This window comes from Dokdonia sp. 4H-3-7-5 (assembly GCF_000212355.1).
Taxonomy (GTDB): Bacteria; Bacteroidota; Bacteroidia; order Flavobacteriales; family Flavobacteriaceae; genus Dokdonia.
In genome coordinates, this window is sequence record NC_015496.1 from 479,626 (window position 1) to 497,616 (window position 17,991).

18 protein-coding genes are annotated in these 17,991 nt (G+C 36.1%); 2 read left to right on the forward strand and 16 right to left on the reverse strand.

Annotated features, from left to right (window positions below; translation table 11 throughout):
- Positions 1-33: 33 nt before the first annotated feature.
- The 13 genes from KRODI_RS02065 to KRODI_RS02125 form a co-directional block, all read right to left on the reverse strand.
- On the reverse strand, positions 34-744 hold the full coding sequence (locus tag KRODI_RS02065) for a response regulator transcription factor (protein ID WP_013749909.1): 711 nt from the start codon (positions 742-744) through the stop codon (positions 34-36).
- 1 nt (position 745) lies between these two features.
- Entirely contained in the window at positions 746-2,293 is a 1,548-nt protein-coding gene (locus KRODI_RS02070) for a sensor histidine kinase (RefSeq protein WP_237699375.1), read from the reverse strand.
- A 106-nt stretch (positions 2,294-2,399) separates the two neighbouring features.
- Positions 2,400-2,999, reverse strand: coding sequence for a dephospho-CoA kinase (coaE, locus tag KRODI_RS02075; protein ID WP_013749911.1), 600 nt, complete (start codon positions 2,997-2,999; stop codon positions 2,400-2,402).
- Between the two features lie 4 nt (positions 3,000-3,003).
- Positions 3,004-3,948: a CdaR family protein gene (locus tag KRODI_RS02080; protein WP_013749912.1), complete on the reverse strand. Its 945-nt coding sequence runs from the start codon at positions 3,946-3,948 to the stop codon at positions 3,004-3,006.
- Between the two features lie 14 nt (positions 3,949-3,962).
- Positions 3,963-4,973, reverse strand: a complete 1,011-nt coding sequence (locus tag KRODI_RS02085) for a glycosyltransferase (RefSeq protein WP_013749913.1) — start codon at positions 4,971-4,973, stop codon at positions 3,963-3,965.
- A gap of 114 nt (positions 4,974-5,087) precedes the next feature.
- On the reverse strand, positions 5,088-5,915 hold the full coding sequence (locus KRODI_RS02090; RefSeq protein WP_013749914.1) for an enoyl-ACP reductase: 828 nt from the start codon (positions 5,913-5,915) through the stop codon (positions 5,088-5,090).
- Between the two features lie 91 nt (positions 5,916-6,006).
- Positions 6,007-7,659: a DNA repair protein RecN gene (recN, locus tag KRODI_RS02095; RefSeq protein WP_013749915.1), complete on the reverse strand. Its 1,653-nt coding sequence runs from the start codon at positions 7,657-7,659 to the stop codon at positions 6,007-6,009.
- A 120-nt stretch (positions 7,660-7,779) separates the two neighbouring features.
- Positions 7,780-8,667: a DUF4835 family protein gene (locus KRODI_RS02100; RefSeq protein ID WP_013749916.1), complete on the reverse strand. Its 888-nt coding sequence runs from the start codon at positions 8,665-8,667 to the stop codon at positions 7,780-7,782.
- Positions 8,664-9,872 (reverse strand): bifunctional phosphopantothenoylcysteine decarboxylase/phosphopantothenate--cysteine ligase CoaBC, encoded by a 1,209-nt coding sequence (coaBC, locus tag KRODI_RS02105; RefSeq protein ID WP_013749917.1) that lies wholly within the window; start codon positions 9,870-9,872, stop codon positions 8,664-8,666. The genes KRODI_RS02100 and coaBC overlap by 4 nt, the downstream gene beginning before the upstream one ends.
- Positions 9,873-9,876: 4 nt before the next feature.
- Positions 9,877-10,218, reverse strand: coding sequence for a DNA-directed RNA polymerase subunit omega (locus tag KRODI_RS02110; RefSeq protein WP_013749918.1), 342 nt, complete (start codon positions 10,216-10,218; stop codon positions 9,877-9,879).
- An 11-nt stretch (positions 10,219-10,229) separates the two neighbouring features.
- Complete coding sequence (locus tag KRODI_RS02115; protein WP_013749919.1) at positions 10,230-11,042, reverse strand: outer membrane protein assembly factor BamD; 813 nt, start codon at positions 11,040-11,042, stop codon at positions 10,230-10,232.
- 113 nt (positions 11,043-11,155) lie between these two features.
- Positions 11,156-12,040 (reverse strand): 4-hydroxy-tetrahydrodipicolinate synthase, encoded by an 885-nt coding sequence (dapA, locus tag KRODI_RS02120; protein ID WP_013749920.1) that lies wholly within the window; start codon positions 12,038-12,040, stop codon positions 11,156-11,158.
- The gene (locus KRODI_RS02125) at positions 12,040-12,561 is read right to left on the reverse strand and encodes a DUF6913 domain-containing protein (RefSeq protein ID WP_013749921.1); all 522 of its coding nucleotides are present in this window, start codon (positions 12,559-12,561) and stop codon (positions 12,040-12,042) included. Before KRODI_RS02125 ends, dapA begins: the two co-directional genes overlap by 1 nt.
- Before the next feature lie 56 nt (positions 12,562-12,617).
- On the opposite strand from KRODI_RS02125, the gene KRODI_RS02130 reads away from it, so the two are divergent.
- Positions 12,618-13,391 (forward strand): 5'-nucleotidase C-terminal domain-containing protein, encoded by a 774-nt coding sequence (locus KRODI_RS02130; RefSeq protein WP_013749922.1) that lies wholly within the window; start codon positions 12,618-12,620, stop codon positions 13,389-13,391.
- Positions 13,388-14,311 carry a bifunctional metallophosphatase/5'-nucleotidase gene (locus tag KRODI_RS02135; protein ID WP_013749923.1) on the forward strand — a complete coding sequence of 308 codons (924 nt, stop codon included), beginning with the start codon at positions 13,388-13,390 and terminating at the stop codon, positions 14,309-14,311. The genes KRODI_RS02130 and KRODI_RS02135 overlap by 4 nt, the downstream gene beginning before the upstream one ends.
- A gap of 54 nt (positions 14,312-14,365) precedes the next feature.
- Here KRODI_RS02135 and KRODI_RS15515 read toward each other — a convergent pair whose 3' ends face one another.
- The 3 genes from KRODI_RS15515 to ligA form a co-directional block, all read right to left on the reverse strand.
- Positions 14,366-14,698 carry a hypothetical protein gene (locus KRODI_RS15515; protein WP_144783256.1) on the reverse strand — a complete coding sequence of 111 codons (333 nt, stop codon included), beginning with the start codon at positions 14,696-14,698 and terminating at the stop codon, positions 14,366-14,368.
- Positions 14,699-15,237: 539 nt separating this feature from the next.
- Entirely contained in the window at positions 15,238-15,954 is a 717-nt protein-coding gene (locus KRODI_RS02145) for a hypothetical protein (RefSeq protein WP_041295595.1), read from the reverse strand.
- Positions 15,947-17,941, reverse strand: coding sequence for an NAD-dependent DNA ligase LigA (gene ligA, locus KRODI_RS02150; RefSeq protein WP_013749926.1), 1,995 nt, complete (start codon positions 17,939-17,941; stop codon positions 15,947-15,949). Before ligA ends, KRODI_RS02145 begins: the two co-directional genes overlap by 8 nt.
- Positions 17,942-17,991: the final 50 nt, after the last annotated feature.

Consider the following 17,991-nt stretch of genomic DNA (forward strand, 5'->3'; position numbering starts at 1 on the left):
GTACACTAATATCGTTTATACCGATATTGGCTATTAGTCATCTTTCTTTACAACCAGACGGAATCCTTCTCCGTGAATGTTTAAAATCTCTACAAGGTCATCCTTTTTAAGGTACTTACGTAGTTTTGCAATATATACATCCATACTTCTAGATGTAAAGTAATTATCATCTCTCCAGATTTTTGTAAGAGCTAGTTCACGTGGCATCAAGTCATTTTCATGAAGTGCAAGCATACGTAATAACTCATTTTCTTTAGGAGATAATTTTATAGGCTCCTCTTCTTTATACGTTAAGAAACGTAGTTTTGAATTTAAGTGGAAGTTACCAACATTAAATTCGAACTGCTTAGAATCTGCAACAGAATCAACAGACTTACGCTGTATGATTGCCTTTATTTTCATAAGTAATACTTCACTATCAAATGGCTTATTCAGATAGTCGTCTGCTCCTACTTTATAACCTTTAAGTACATCTTCTTTAAGAGCCTTAGCAGTTAAAAAGATGATAGGAATATCTTCATTCTTCTCTCTAATTTCTTTGGCTAGTGTAAAACCATCTTTATATGGCATCATTACATCAAGAATACAAAGATCATAATCGTCTTTTTTAAATTTCTCAAATCCTTCCATACCATTTTTTGCATGAGTGACATTGTAGTCATTCATCATAAGGTAATCTTTAAGAACAGTTCCAAAATTCGGATCATCCTCTACTAGTAAAATCTTTTTGTTTTCAGTTTCCATATTAATATGATATTAGTGGTATTTTGATTATGAATGTACTTCCCATTCCTTTTTCACTTTCAACGGAGATTTCTCCTTGGTGGTCGTCTACGATTCTTTTTGCGTAGGCAAGCCCGAGTCCGTGGCCTTTTACATTATGTATGTCTCCTGTGTGCTCACGATAAAATTTGTCAAATATTTTTTTCTGCACGGCTTTGGTCATTCCATCACCTTTATCTTGAATCTTGATAATAATTGAGTCTTTTGTGTTTTCTGTATACACATCAACTTCTGGCGCTCTGTCTTCTGGAGTATACTTTACAGCATTATCCATAATATTTACTAATACATTAGTAAAATGCGACTCATTTGCGAGTACTGGAGTACGCTCTGCGTCCAGATGAAGGTCTATATAGCCACCACGATCTTCTACGATTAATAGAACATGATTACTAGCATCCTCCACGAGCTCGTGCATATCTAAACGTTCTTTTTGGATATCTAGTTCATTCTTTTCAAGTTTTGAAATACGTAAAACGTTTTCCACTTGACCGTGCATTCTTTTATTTTCTTCTCTTATAAGTCCTTGATAATAACTTACCTTTTCGGGATTAGAAGATATTTTTGAATTTTTTAAAGCATCTAGTGCAAGATTAATAGTTGCTATAGGCGTCTTAAACTCGTGTGTCATGTTATTTATAAAATCTGTCTTTATTTGAGAGATTTGACGTTGCTTATTGAGTTGATGCAATGCGCTAGAATATGCGATAACGATAATAAGAGTAAATATTATAGACAGACCAGCCATTCCTAAAATTGAAGAAATTACAAATTTCTTTTCTCCGGGAAATTGTACATATAATGAGTAGTCACTTAAATCTTGATTATAAAGAAATATTGGCTCGCTATATCCTGGAGCAGATTTTCTAAATTTGAAATTATCAGACCTTACTTTAGTTAATAGATCATTACTATAAACTCCAAAATCAAAATCTGTTTCTAGGTTTCTTTCTGAAAGCTCTATCGTCAAAAGTCTTTCTATCTCTTCTGCAGTAAGTCTCTTGTGGATAGGAATTTTAGTTGCAATCCTACTAACAATGTCAGAAAATCTAAATTTCTCATAATCAATAAGTCTTGAGAACTCCTGAATTCTATTAGATGTAGACTCCTCTCCACCTTCTACATTATTCTTTCTTATAATTTGAGTAGACTTTCTGTTTGCATAACGTTTAAAGGATATACTATCACCTTTTTCACCTATGAAACCAGGTGCGGTTATCTTAAAATCTTCTTGAAGTATACCGCTTGTATAAAGAATAAGCTCATTATTTACCAGATCTTCATTTAAATAAAAGTACTCATCAAATGTCAGATCATCTGGAACTCCAATACTATCTACCATATTTTGCACTGGGTAGTAGTAATCTTCTAACTCTCTGTTTTCAATTTTATCGACAACAGCAGATAATGCTTGTCTAGCATTAAAGCTAAATTGCTCCCGCTTTGTCTCAACACTACTTGTTATCCAGTAGCCTTGAACAAAGATGATTCCTATGAGTGAAAGACTCATGAGAATGATTAATAAGTAAAACAGTTTTTTATTCACTATCCAAAAGTAAGATTTTAACATTTGAAGCCGATTCGGTTTAACCAAATGTTAACAAGCAGCTATTTTACTACTTCCACCCCTTACCTATACGTGACATGATGTGAGTGTGAATGCGACTTACAGACATTTTTGATGACTCCAAGAATTCATTATTTATGAGTACATCTGCCATAGCGGTCTTACGATTATCTGTCCATTGCGAATTCATGCGTTTAATTACGTCTTTTTCTGAAGCTCGATCCCTTTTCATTACACGCTTAATTCGATCGCTTTTTGGAGCAGTAACTAGAATAGTATAATCACAATCAAGATGACCACCGTTTTCAAAAAGTATAGCTACTTCTTTAATAACGTAAGGAGAGTTTTGCTCAGAAACCCATTTTGAAAAATGAGTTTTTACCGCTGGATGCACAATGCTATTTAGCCTTTTTAATAACTTAGGACTACTAAAAACTTCATTTGCGATATAAGCTCTATTCAGCTTACCATCTTTATAAGATTGATCACCAAGCAAAAAAGAAATTTGCTTTATTAAGACCTCATCTGTATTCATGAGTTTCTTAGCCTCCACATCTGCAATATAAATGGGAACACCTAGTTCATTAAAAAACGAGCCTACCGTTGTTTTACCACTTCCTATTCCTCCTGTGAGACCTACAATAATCATACTTTTAGTTTACAATAATAAATTTAACTTGCTTATTAATAAGTCGCACAGACTTAACTCCTTTAGGTTCTCTAGCGATTGTAAGCGTTAAATATGCATCGGAATTATTTGCTGTGGCATAATCGCAAGTAACTAGAAAATCTGATGGTGTTATACTTTCAAAATTTTCAAGTTCAACCAGATAAATAATTTCAGCGGTTTTAGGTAGTATTTTTACGCGCTTTTTTGGATCATTTAATACTGTTATAGGTACAGTAATTTTACCCTCCGTAAACTTGGCAATCTCTTGATGCAGCATTATAGATTTATGTGAAACCCTAAGCTCCTCCGGTAATTTATCAAGTGACAACAACACATTGTCCGAAAGGTCTGTGTTAATATTTGTAATTTCCTTTTGTTCTGTAGGTATCGCTTCTATGTTTGCCAATAATGAACTAGGTCCTACAACGGTAACACTATCTGGATTTATAATCATTTTATTACGACCACCATATCCGGTTTTGTAAATCAAGCTTGCTTTAGATATCACAGGAACCTTTTTTGAAGCAACTGAATCAATTGTTACGGTAATTTGAGAAGGTGTCATCGCTAGAATAGAAAGCTCCCTATCAATAGCATTTTTAATTATCTCCTGATTTTCGTTAGTATTGAATGTAAATTCTCTATTCGACACACGTTGTAACTGCTCGTAACTAATAGCAATCTCTGGTGAATCTAATGCACTAGTAAACAAAGTAAATCCAGATCCTTCTGCTTGTATCTTAATAATCTCGGGCACAATGACCTGCACAGTTCTATCTATAGGAACTTCTGTAATACTTAAGGTCACTTCGTATTGTGTACTATATGTTTTTGAAAGTTTTATTAGGGCAGCGACGATAGTGGTAAGCAACAAAAAGAATAAGAATTCTCGCGCAGTCACACTATTAATCTTAATTCCCTTAAACATAGATTACAAACCTTTTACTGCTCTAATGTACTAAAAAAAAGGTGTGGATATCGCTTAAGAGGCTCTTTGTCCAACCATTTAATATGTATCACAGAGGCTAGAAAGCCTTTACCATAGCCATAAAACTGTATAAATGTGGCTATTACACTAAGCAATCCGATAGCTATACTTTTATTAACAATAGAAGCATGTATTAAAATAATTACTAAATAAAGAGCATAAAATAATATTGCAACATAATAACCCGCAAAGAGCAACCCTAAGCTCACAAAGAGACCTAGCATAAAAAGTGTAGGAAACCAGTACGTTATTTTGGCTGTCGTAGGATGCCACTTATTTAAGATAGGTCTCACAAGTCCAAATTTATTCACTTGTATATAAAACTTCTTCCAAGAAATACGACGCTTATGATATACAAATGCCTGAGGAATAAGCGCTGTTTTGAAACCAAGCTCCCATAATCTCAACACCAAATCTGGATCTTCACCTGGGTGAATATTTCCAAAACCTCCACTTGCTTCAAATGCTTTTTTAGAAAGACCCATATTAAAACTTCTAGGCTGGAATTTGCCTGTATCTTCTCCTCCACCTCTTATTCCGCCAGTGGTAAACAGAGAGGTCATGCTATAACTTATTGCCTTTTGTAAATTAGAAAAATCCGGATGCGCTGCGTCTGGGCCTCCATAACAGTCTACATAATTGTTTTGTAATCGCTCATTCATGACGCTCACATATGATGGTGGCAATATGCAATCAGAATCTAGAATTATAAAGTAATTACCGCTTGCTCTTTGCATCCCATAGTTGCGTGAACTGCCTGGTCCAGAATTCGGTTTTGGTAAATAGGTGATATTGAGATTAGGGTATGCTGCAAGTTCATTCTCACAAGAGATTGTAGATCCATCTTCAATAATTACTATCTCATAAGGAATCGTAGATTCTTGCGCCTCAAAACTTGCTAGTAGTTCGGCAATTTCATCTGGACGATTAAAAACGGGTACAATAAAAGAATATGATAATTGCATAGAAGACAAAGCTAACGGTTACACAATGGGTAAGCAACAAAAAACCACCGAGAGAGTATCGATGGTTTTAATGTGTTTTTAGTACGCTTTCGCGAAAGCGTAACAAATAAAAATCTATTCGTGTCCTTCTGCTTTCATGAACGATTCCATCACCTCATTACTTACACCCGTATTACTAAAACCTCCATCATTATAAAGGTTTTGCATAGTTACACGCTTTGTAAGGTCTGAAAATAATGTAATGGTATAATCTGCACAATCTTGAGCAGTAGCATTACCTAACGGGCTCATTTTTTCTGCATAAGCTATAAATCCATCAAATCCTTTTACTCCTTGTCCAGCCGTAGTAGGTGTAGGAGATTGAGAGATTGTATTTACACGTACGTTCTTTTCTTTTCCGTAGAAGTAACCAAAGCTACGTGCGATAGACTCTAAGTATGCCTTATTATCTGCCATGTCGTTATAATCTGGAAAAACACGCTGTGCTGCCATATAAGTAAGAGCAACAATGCTTCCCCACTCGTTCATTGCGTCTTGCTTATAAAGCGTTTGCATCACTTTGTGGAAAGACATTGCAGAAACATCTGTTCCCTTCTGTGTCCAGTCATACTTTTGATCTGTGTAAGCACGACCTTTACGTACGTTTATAGACATTCCAATAGAGTGTAAAACGAAGTCTAATTTACCACCTAGAATTTCTTGTGCCTTAGTTACAAGGTTTTCAAGATCTTCTAAAGATGTTGCGTCTGCAGGTATGATTTCTGAACCTGTCTTTTCGGCAAGGTCATTAATCTGTCCCATACGCATAGCGATAGGTGCATTTGTAAGAACAAAAGTTCCTCCTTCTTCGTGCACACGCTCTGCGGTTTTCCAAGCAATTGAATTAGGATCCAATGCTCCAAAAATAATTCCGCGCTTTCCTTTAAGTAAATTATAACTCATAATATTATTAATGGTTTGATGTGTTTTTTTTTGCTCTCTAGCTTGTTGTTGCTAGAAGAGTGTAAATATCGTGGTTTCTGTGTAAAAAATCCTAATTAAGTAGATTTTTTGCGTGGTCTATTGCTGCTTGACTTTGCTGGTTACCACCTAACATTGCCGCTATCTCAACAATACGAGCATCTTCATCTAGCTGCTCGATAAAGGTTTGTGTACGCTCCTCTGTATCTTTCTTGTACACTTTAAAATGAGAAGCGCCTTGACCTGCTATTTGCGGTAAGTGTGTGATGCTTATAAGCTGCATAGTACGACCCATTTTTTTAAGGATACCACCCATTTTTACTGCAATATCTCCACTTACTCCAGTATCTATTTCATCAAAAATAAGCGTAGGCAATTGCTTGTGCTTACTTAGTACCGACTTGAGTGCGAGCATAACTCTTGAAAGTTCTCCTCCAGAAGCACCTTTTCCTAATGGTTTGAGCTCACTCCCTTTATTTGCCGAGAATAAAAACTCCAACACATCATTACCTGAAGCATGAAGATCTTCTTGCATAGCTAGAGACACTTGAAATTGTGCATTAGGCATTCCTAACTCTATCAGTAATTTCTCAACCAGCGACTTTAAATGCGGCGCTGCCGTTGTGCGCTCTTTATGCAGCTTTGCTGCTAGTGTACTTGCTTTGTTATGTTGCGTTTTAATTTTATCTTCTAGTGCTTGAATCTTATCATCAACTCCTGCAATATCTTGTAAACCATTATCAAGATTATTTCTAATAGCTATTAGTTCTTCTACTGTCGCTACTTGATGCTTTTTGAGTAAAGAATGCAGTAATTGCATTCTGTTATTAAGTCGCTCAAGTGCAAGAGGATCTGCATCTACCGCGTCAGACATCTCACTCAATGATGCTCCTATATCTTCTAGTTCTAAAAGCGCACTATTAAGCTGCTCATAAATTGCCGTATACTGAGTACCGTAGCTATTTAATCTTGATAACGCAGCTCTAGCCGCTGTGAGCTGATCTATAGCACCGTTTTCATCTAGAGAAATATTTTGAACAGCTATAGCAAGCTGTTGCATAATCTCATCTGCATTACTCAACGTATTAAGCTCTTCTTCTAAAGACTCATACTCACCTTCTTTTAAAGAAGCCTCATCTAGCTCCGTAAAAAGAAAAGACTGATAATCATATTCAAGCTGCGCTTGTTTTTTTCTTTCTAGTAATTCTTTTAGTTCGCTCTGCAAAAGCTTCCAAGCTTTAAAAGACTCTTTGTATTTCCCAAGTAATTTGAGATTGTCTGAAAATGTATCAATCATCTCAAATTGAAAATCATTTTCTACTACCTGTAAAGTTTTATTCTGGCTATGTATGTCTACTAGTCTCGCTCCTAAAATAGTAAGCTGTGCTAGTGTTACAGGAGTGTCATTTATAAATGCCCTACTTTTTCCAGAAGGCAGAATCTCCCTTCTTACGATTGTCGCATTTTCGTAATCAAGATCATGGTCTTTAAAAAAAGGATGAAGTTGATATCCATCTATATGGAAAACACCTTCTACAATGCACTTCTGTGTTGCATCTCCAGCACTTGACATATCTGCCCGTTTACCAGTAATAAGACCAAGCGCTCCTAAAAGGATAGACTTACCTGCACCTGTCTCACCAGTAATAACTGTAAAACCTTTATCAAATCTCAGTTGAACAGACTGGATGAGTGCATAATTTTTTATAGATAATGATGTAAGCAATAGTTATAAATATTTAATTAATCTTAATGCTATTATACGTTTACAAAAGTCGATTAAAGCTAATGAAAAATTCCCGCAAGACGGGAATTTTAAACATGGATTATTTTAGATAAAATTATTCTAAAATTTAATCTGCCTCCAGAAATTAGATTTAGTTGGCGCTACTTGATTAAGTACTTCTACAAGTGATGTGATGTTAACCGAAGGTCCTGAAGAAAATATAGATGCAATTTCCTCTGCCTTAGTATCAAAGAATACTCGAGTTAAAAAATTATTGGGCCTCTTCTTATATAAAGATTGAAACTCAGATAAGGTAGTAGATATGGTTTGCTTACTACGTTTTTTATCATCAACCATAAGATCTAAACCTGTACGGTGATAGCTGTACATAATGCCAGCAAACTCCCTAAAGTTAGGAGACAATAAATCTTCGTTTAATCGATATCTAGATTGCGCACCATCTTGAGGATTCCACCCAGTCTGGCTATTAGGTTGAGCCGTAGTTACAATTTGCTTTGCTTCTTGAAAATACTTGTCCCCATCATTAAGCTTAAAGGTATTTGCATCCATACCTATGATGGTATAAGCATAGAAAGCCATTACAGAAACTAAGTTAGAGTCAAACGTATTAGGATTATAAATAAGAGGTTGAAACTCTGTGTACTCAAAATCAAACTGCTTATCATTAAAATTAAAAGTAGCTGTATCATAATTAGATCCATACACAGGTCTCGATGCACCTACTTGCACGGTAGCTCTAAAATTATTTCCATCTTGCTGGGTGATGATAATATTAAAAGAGCAATCGATACGCTCTTGCTGTTTGAATCTACGATCTGTCCACTTTGTATTATTAACGAACTCTGTAAGTGATCGCTCAAGTGTTTTAAAAACTTGAAGATCTGCTTTGTTAGTCTGCTCTGCATTAATAACAACGACAGCATTAAGTTCCTGTGCTATAGAATTTAAAGAAAACAATAAGACTATTAATAAAGTAAAGATTCTCATAGTACTTGGGAGGCTATTTTATCAAATATATCAATAGATACTGCAGCCTTAGACTTTAACTCATATGGTGTTGCGGTACCTTCTTTATCAATAAACGTAATTTTATTAGTTTTGGTCTGAAAACCAGCACCTTTATCATTAAGCGAATTTAAAACAATCCCGTCAAGATTCTTTTTCTTTAGTTTCTTTCGTGCATTTTCTATCTCATTTTGAGTTTCTAATGCAAACCCAAGAAGATATTGATGTGTTTTAATCTCACCTAGTGAAGCTAGAATATCCTTAGTTTTTACTAAATCGATACTCATTGAGCTATCATTCTTTTTTATTTTTTCTGTGGCAACAGTAGCTGGTTTATAATCTGCCACAGCCGCAGATGCTATTGCAACATCTACATCTTTAAAAATAGTGTGTGCCGCATCATACATTTGCTCTCCGGAGACCACATTATGCACTGTGATTGCACTATTGGCAACTTTTATTGCGCTAGGCCCTAAAATTAAATCTACTTGAGCACCCAGGCTTGCCGCTCTAAGAGCTAGCTCTACTCCCATTCTACCGCTACTATGATTACCTATAAAACGCACAGGATCTATAGCTTCATAAGTAGGTCCGGCTGTAATCATCACTCGCTTCCCTTTAAATGGAAGTTTATTAAGAACATCTTTCTCTATAAATGAAACGATATCCTCTGGCTCTGCCATTCTCCCTTTTCCCACAAGACCAGATGCTAGCTCACCACTAGTGGCTTCTATCATCACATTTCCGTAGGATTGTAATTTCTGAAAAGAATTTTCTGATGAAGGATGGATGTACATATCTAGATCCATTGCTGGAGCAAAATACACTGGACATTTTGCACTAAGATAGGTTGCAAGAAGCAAATTATCTGAAGTACCATTTGCCATTTTTGAGAGTGTATTTGCCGTAGCTGGAGCAATCACCATAAGATCTGCCCACAGGCCTAACTCTACATGATTAGTCCACACCGCATTCTCATCTCCTTCTATTGTAAATGAAGAGTGTACTGGATTACGTGAGAGTGTACTTAACGTAAGTGGAGTTACAAATTCCTTTGCTGCCTCTGTCATTACTACTTGCACAGAAGCGCCAGCCTTTATGAATGCTCTCACAAGACTGGCGCTTTTATATGCTGCAATGCCAGCGGTAACTCCTAAAAGTATTTTTTTACCGCTTAAAACTGACATCTATCTAATCGTTACTTTTTCCTTCTTCAGTAACTGTAGTATCTCTATGATAGATACGATCTTCTAACCACTCTTGCACTGCAAGTGCGTGTGCTTTAGGAAGACGCTCGTAAAATTTAGAAACCTCTATTTGTTCTTTGTTCTCAAAGATCTCTTCAAGACTATCATTAAATGTTGCAAATTCATCCAACTTTTCTGATAATTCTTTCTTGATTTCAGTGTTGATTTGTGTAGCACGTTTTGCGATAATAGATATCGCCTCATAGATATTATTTGTAGGTGCATCTACAAGATTTTTATCAATAGTCGTGGTACTCAAAGGTGCATCAATGTCCTTGATATTCATAGTATTCATCTTTAATTTAATAAATCTTTTGCCTGCAGTTCTTCATTAACCTCTGCAATTTCCTTTGCTGCCTCATCAGCATATTTACCTTGAGGGTAATATTTTTCTAGTGCATTGTAAGCTGCTTTAGCAGCTTCAAGACGCTCTACTTGAAGACGCTTTACGCTGCCCATTGCTAGTTGGTACGCAGAGTTAAATTTCCAGTATAGAGCATCTTCTCTATAAATAGAACCAGGATTATCGAGTAAGAAATTATCAAATGCACTTATCGCATTTGGAAACGTTCCTCTACTAGCTCCTATTTTATTATACCCTTTTGCTATCTCATAAGATTTACGTTCTAGCTTAGTATTGAGTTCTTGTACTTTAGCATTAGCATCATCCACCTGTTCAGAGTCTGGATACTCGTTGATAAACCCTTGCAGCTTTTCTAGTGCTATATACGTATCTCCTTGGTCTAGATTAAATCTAGGCGAACGTCTGTAATAACTTTCTGCACTCTTAAATGCAGCTTCCTCTCTTTTCGTACTCTGAGGAAAGGACTTGACAAAACGCTCAAACTGGTAACCACCACTATAGTAATCTCCTAGTTCATAAAACGTATTTGCATATAAATAAGTAACACGTTCTGCTTGAGGTCTTCCTCTATACAAAGGAACGATCTGCTCCCAGAGCCTTAACGCTTTCTTGTATTTCCCTTGACTATATAAGGAATCTGCAAATTCATATTTTGCTTTAATATCATCGTTCTTGAGAACATCTTGATATGTTGAACAAGAGCTCAATAACACTACGGAAACTAATAGGAAAAATATATTCTTCATAAGGGTCTGAAACAGCAGGCAAAACTACGTAAAATCAATTACATAACATAACATAATTAATAGTGCTCAAAAATAAACGCTTTGACCCTGCTAATTATTTTGTTATGACACGTTTAACTTTTTTGAATAATAGAAAGTGCATTACCTATTTTTTGATGTAACGCATTACTTGCTGCTATTAACGGCAATCTTACGTAAGGCTCGCAAATCCCTTGATGAGACAGTAATGATTTGATTCCTGCAGGGTTTCCTTCTTCAAAGATTAAATCTATCATTGATAGCAGTGGTAAGTGTTTTTGGTACGCTTTCGCGAAAGCGTTATTCAAACCATCATTCATAATCTGAGAAAAATAGGAAGGTAATCCTTGACCTATTACAGAAATAACGCCACTTCCTCCTGCCGAAACTAACGGCAATGCAAGTGCATCATCTCCAGAAAGCACGACAAAATCTTCTGGAACCTTGTGTATCAAGTGTAGTACTTGGGCCATATCGTTTACAGCTTCTTTAATAGCTACGATGTTCTCGAAATCACTAGCCAGTCTTGCCGAAGTTACTGGCGACATATTGCTAGAAGTTCTACCTGGCACATTGTATAAAATGATAGGTAAAGGACTCGCCGCAGAAATAGCTGCAAAGTGTTGATATATTCCCTCTTGGGTAGGCTTATTATATGCTGGAGAAACTGAGAGAATCGCTGTAATTCCATCAAAATCCCCAGTGGCAAACTCCTCTACTATTGCAGCGGTATTATTACCACCCACACCTAACACTATAGGTATACGCTTATTTGTAACTTTTATAATATGAGCAACAATCTGTTGCTTTTCTTTACTAGTAAGCGTTGCTGTTTCGGCAGTGGTACCTAGTGCTACTAGATAGTTAATACCTCCTGTAACACAATGCTCTATAAGACGCGTAAGCCCGTCAAAATCTACAGATAAATCCTTGTGAAATGGCGTTACAAGTGCAACACCCGTCCCTCTCAACTCTTTCATTAATGTATAACTTTTAAAATCTTTAAATACTTCTCAAACTCTTTTATAAAAATTGATTCTTGCCCATCATTCACATGAATGGTTAGATCATTCACAGATTCCATTTCTGGAGATACTCCTATTTTTAAAACTGCATTAGACATAGCCGTCATAGCCCTAAGAGCAAGCGCATCTGAGTGGTAATAACTGATTAAAATATCAAAACGCTGTTTTTTAAAATTTTCAAGAGCTGCCGTTTTAAATACACCTTTCCAGCCTAATTGCTTTTCTGAGAAAAGTGATGGAAGCTCCTTTTGATCTTTAGTCATCGTTTTCACATACGCTAGCAGGACCAAGTTTTTTTCTGAAAGATTTAAAATCTTAAGAATCTTTTTTAGGGATACAGGATCAAAAGGCTTTGTACTGTCTTGCAATAATGCCACAACAACCGGCTTTGCCCCACTAGGCTTATAATCGCGTTTGCGTAGTTGCTTGTCTATTTGCTTATGAATAGATTTTGCTTTTAATCCGTTTAAAAACATGTAACTTTACTTTCATACAAATGTAGCCAAAATATACTGCTACTTATGACACAAAAATGAAGAGAACAAAGCTTATAACTATCATTAGTTCTATTGTTATATATACAACAGTAGTCTCATGTAAAAAAGAACTTCACTACGCACCAGAACGTATAAAAAGCGAACTCATTACTGTAAATAGCAACACAGAAGAAAACGCCGAAATTGTATCGTTTATAAGTCCTTATAAAAATACCATACGAGCAGAAATGGATAGTGTGCTTGCTGTAGCACCTGCATCTTACACAAAAAAAGATGGCAAGTTTAATACAGCAGTGGGAAATATGATGGCAGATGCTGTTTATGAAATGACAAATCCTGTGTTTGAAAAAAGAGCGGGATACCCATTTCATGCCGTTCTATTAAATTACGGAGGGATACGCTCTGCACTTAACCAAGGATCTATTACTACAGGTACAGCATATGAGTTAATGCCTTTTGAAAATGAAGTAGTCGTTGTTGAGTTAAGTGGCAAGCAAATGAAAGCTATGTTTCAATACTTAAAAAATGGAACTGCTCACCCTATCTCTGGAATGGAAATTCAACTATCAGATGACGGCGAAATAAAAAAAGCCCTAGTTCAAGGAAAAGAGGTTGCTGATAATAACACTTATTTTATCGCCACAAATGATTACCTCATGAATGGTGGAGATAATATGACCTTTTTTGAAAACCCAATAAGTGTACTCCCTTTAGACTATAAAATTAGAAATGTGCTCATAGATTACTTCAAGAAATATGACACTATAGCACCGGTGAGAGACAATAGATTTACAAGAGATAGCAAATGATACGTAGAAAATTTATAAAACAAACTGCGGCTGCTAGTAGCCTTATAGGTTTCGGAGGGTTAACTATGGGAATGAGTAATAATTCACTCCTAAAACCAAGTAAAAAGCACATCACAATACTTCACACTAATGATGTACATAGTCATGTAGAGCCATTTCCATCAAACGACCCTAGATATGCAAATCTAGGAGGAGCCGCTCGTAGAATGAACATTATTCAAAATGTGCGTAAAGAAAATCCAAACACGCTTCTTCTAGACGCTGGAGACATCTTTCAAGGCACTCCATACTTCAACTTTTACGGTGGAGAACTAGAGTTCAAGCTTATGTCTATGATGGGATATGATGCAGCAACTATAGGTAATCATGATTTTGATAACGGAATAGGCGGTCTTGCTGCCCAAATGCCTAATGCATCATTTGAACTGCTTTCTTCTAACTATGACTTCTCAAACACCATTATGGATGGCCTTACAAAACCCTATAAAGTTTTTGTAAAAGATGGCGTGCGTATAGGCGTTTTTGGAGTAGGAATACAACTCAGCGGACTTGTAAATAAAACGATGTTTAAAGAGACTTCCTATCTCGACCCTATAGAACTAACCACAGACACCGTAGATGCACTTAGAAACAAAGAGCAATGTGATATCGTAATTTGTTTATCGCATCTTGGATATTCTTACAAGAACGAAGACAAAATCTCTGACCTCACACTAGCTGCAAAAACTGCTGGAATTGATTTAATAATAGGTGGTCACACTCACACATTCTTAGAAAAACCAACAATCGTCCAGAATAAAGATGAAAAATTTGTGCTTGTTAATCAAGTGGGTTGGGGAGGTATTAACTTAGGGAGGATAGATTTCTATCTTGATGAATCTAACAAGCTCAAGTCATCGAGTTTAGTACTTGACGTGTAAATCTTGTAACATCATTTTCTCTTAATTTTTAAACTGAAAAATAATTGAAACGTATTAAATATACGCTTCATCTATTTTCTTAGTGCTCTCTAAGCGCGTTAAAAACATTGCAAACACAACCTTGGCTATTCCTGCACAAAAGAGCGTTACTAAAAGAAAAAAATCAATGTTAAGAATATACTTATAAATAAACGCAAAAGCAGACTCTACTAGCACTGCGGTAGCAATAAAGGTTAATAAAAGGTTTGATGGGTGCTTATTAAACAATGGAATTGCATACAGCAATAAAATAAAAACAAGTAACCCCGCAAATGAAATCAAAAAGACGGTTAAATGAGCTATTTCTGGAAGTATCTCATAAGCTAAATAACCTATAAAAGTAGTCACCGAAAAAACTCCCAATAACACCTCAAGGTACAAGTGCCTAGGAAAGTTCTCAACTCGAAAGCGCATAACCTCCCTTAACGCATAAAGCATTGATAAAAAACAAAAAACCATTGCTATAGATACGGTGTAAGTGTACTTATTGAAATCGATTAAAAAGAATATCTCTGCAGTGATTCCTGAAATAAGTGTAATCAAGAAAGGAAAGTGAAATTGTCCAGTTGCCTTGAAAACGTATAAAAACAATAAGATTCCAAATATTGGGTAAAGATAAAAGGAAGCCTCAAGACTTAAAACAATCGTTACAATTACAATTAAAATCGTAGTTGAAATTGCCGCTAGTCTATAGTTACGTCCGTGTATGCCATAAACCCTATCGATACTTCAAAGCTAACTAAACCAAAACAATTAACTACCACATTATCTGTGTTTTACAAAATATTCAATTACTAAAATCCAGTAACTATTAAGAAATAAAACCCTCAACTCGTGATTATTAATTAATATTTCAAGAAGATACAGTACTTAGAATCCCCTATTTATCAAACATTTGTACCACTACCATCAAAATCTGAAATAGCATCTATCTTAGTCAAATAAGTTGCCAAGACTACCTTTAAATAAATAGTAAAAATCCCTCCTACAAGAAGAAAACCGATTTCTTGGTAAATGTATTTATATATAAAAGCAAAAACCATTTCACCCATATATGCACCTCCAATAGCAAAAAGAGAAATATTGCCTGTATGCTTGTTGTAGCTAGGCGTAATAAAATATGCTCCGATTGTAATAATAAATATTATTGTAGAAATTATGAAAATGCTTAAATCTGGAACTACTGGAGCTATGGAATATATAAGATAACCTAGCACGAACCCAAAACCTAAAAATCCAATTATAAGCTCTAAAATATAGTGCTGAGAAAAAACCTTAGAACGTTTCTTAAGAACAGGCTTAAGCAGAAGAAGTAGGCAAATAGATGAAATAACAGAAAAGAGAGAAGCTATTACAACGTAAGTGTCATAATCAAACAAAAACAATATCTCCGTAATATTTGTACTTAGCAAAAACAAAAAAAACACAATATTAAATTTATTGGTCTCTTTGTATTCGTACATAAACAAAGACAGTGAAAATATAGGATACAGATAGAATGAATAAAATATATTCCAAAACCCCATTATAAGCATAATAAGCAGACCAGTAATTAAACCAGCTGTCCTATATGACCTTCCGTTTTGTATATTAATTTTATCCAATAACTAAATTTAAGAATTCTTCTTCAGATATGATTGTTACTCCTAAGCTTTCTGCTTTCTCCAACTTACTTGGTCCCATCTTATCTCCTGCCACAACGTAGGTTGTTTTACTAGAAATAGAACTAGACACTTTACCGCCATTATCTTCTATTAACTTTTTCAATTCGTTGCGAGGCATTTCAAAAACACCAGACACTACAAATATGTATCCCGCTAGTTTGTCAGATTGATTGGCAAGTTTCTCTGCAGAAATTTCTAATTGTACTCCGTAAGATCTTAAACGCTCTATGAGTGTAATATGTTCCGCTTTCGCGAAAAATGCCATTACACTTTCTGCAATCTTACTTCCTATTTCGTCCACCGCAACCAGCTCTTCCTCTGTTGCCGAAATAATAGCGTCTATAGATTTGTAATGTTTTGCAAGTTTCTTGGCTACGGTCTCACCTACATACCTAATTCCTAGACCAAACAACACCTTCTCAAAAGGAATCTGCACCGAGGCTTGCACTCCGCTTACTAGATTTTCGGCACTTTTTTGAGCCATACGCTCTAGTGGTAATAATTGCGCTACAGTAAGCTCATATAGATCTGCATAATTTACAATCAGCCCCTCGTTTACTAAGAGCGCTACGGTTTCCCCTCCTAGACCATCAATATCCATTGCCTTTCTAGAGATGTAATGCTGTATTCTACCTATAATTTGAGTGGGACAGCCCATGTCATTCGGGCAATAGTGCTGTGCCTCGCCTTCTTTACGCACTAACGGCGTGCTACATTCTGGACACTCAGTAATATATGTTGTAGGTTCAGAATCTGCTGGGCGCTTTGTAAGATCTACTGCTATAATTTTTGGAATAATCTCGCCGCCTTTTTCTACAAACACCTCATCACCTTCTCGTATATCGAGTCGCTCTATCTGATCTGCATTATGCAAACTAGCTCGCTTCACGGTCGTTCCAGCAAGTTCAACAGGTTCAAGGTTTGCGACTGGTGTGATGGCTCCTGTGCGACCTACTTGGTATGTTATTTCGCGTAAGCGTGTAGAAACTTGTTCTGCTTTAAATTTATACGCCATTGCCCATCGCGGAGCCTTTGCTGTATAACCTAGTTCTTCTTGTTGTTGTAATCCGTTGACTTTTACCACAACACCATCTGTCTCATAAGGTAAGTCACGCCTTGCCACATCCCAGTGATTGATAAATTCCAATACCTCATCAATATTCTTTGCCAGTTTTGCCGCCTCAGGAACGCGGAAACCCCAATCGCGAGCCTTCTGTAAGCTATCCATTTGGGTAGCAATACCTAGATTATTTCCTGTAATATTATACAAAAGGCATTGCAGTGGTCTTCTAGCAACCTCAGCACTATCTTGTAATTTTAAAGATCCGCTGGCTGTATTTCTTGGATTGCGATAGAGCTCAAAACCTAGCTCTTCACGCTCTGCATTCATGGCATGAAAACCTTCCCATGGCAATACAATCTCCCCTCGTATATCAAATTTTTCAGGATAATCACCTTTCAGTTTTAAAGGAACCGACTTTATCGTTTTAATATTTGTAGTCACATCATCTCCTTGCAAACCATCTCCTCGAGTAACCGCTTTAAGCAACTCACCATTTTCATAAGTAAGACTTATTGAGGCTCCGTCATATTTAAGTTCGCAGGTATAATTAACCTCTCCATCTACCATTTTCTTTACGCGTGCTTCCCAATCCTCAAGATCTTCTTTTGAATATGAGTTATCCAGAGAGTACATTCTGTTCTCATGTACAATAGTCTCAAAATTTTTAGTCACCGCTCCACCTACACGATGCGTAGGCGAGTTAGGGTCGTCAAATTCCGGATGAGCAGCTTCTAGTGCTTCCAGTTGCTTCAGTTTTTGATCAAAGTCAAAATCTGATATCGTTGGTGTATCTAGCACATAATAGCTATGATTATGTGATTGTAGTTCGTTGCGTAAAGCGAGGATTTGCTCTTCTATTGTCATAATAACAAAATTAAAAATTAAACCTCCGATATTCAGAGAATATCGGAGGT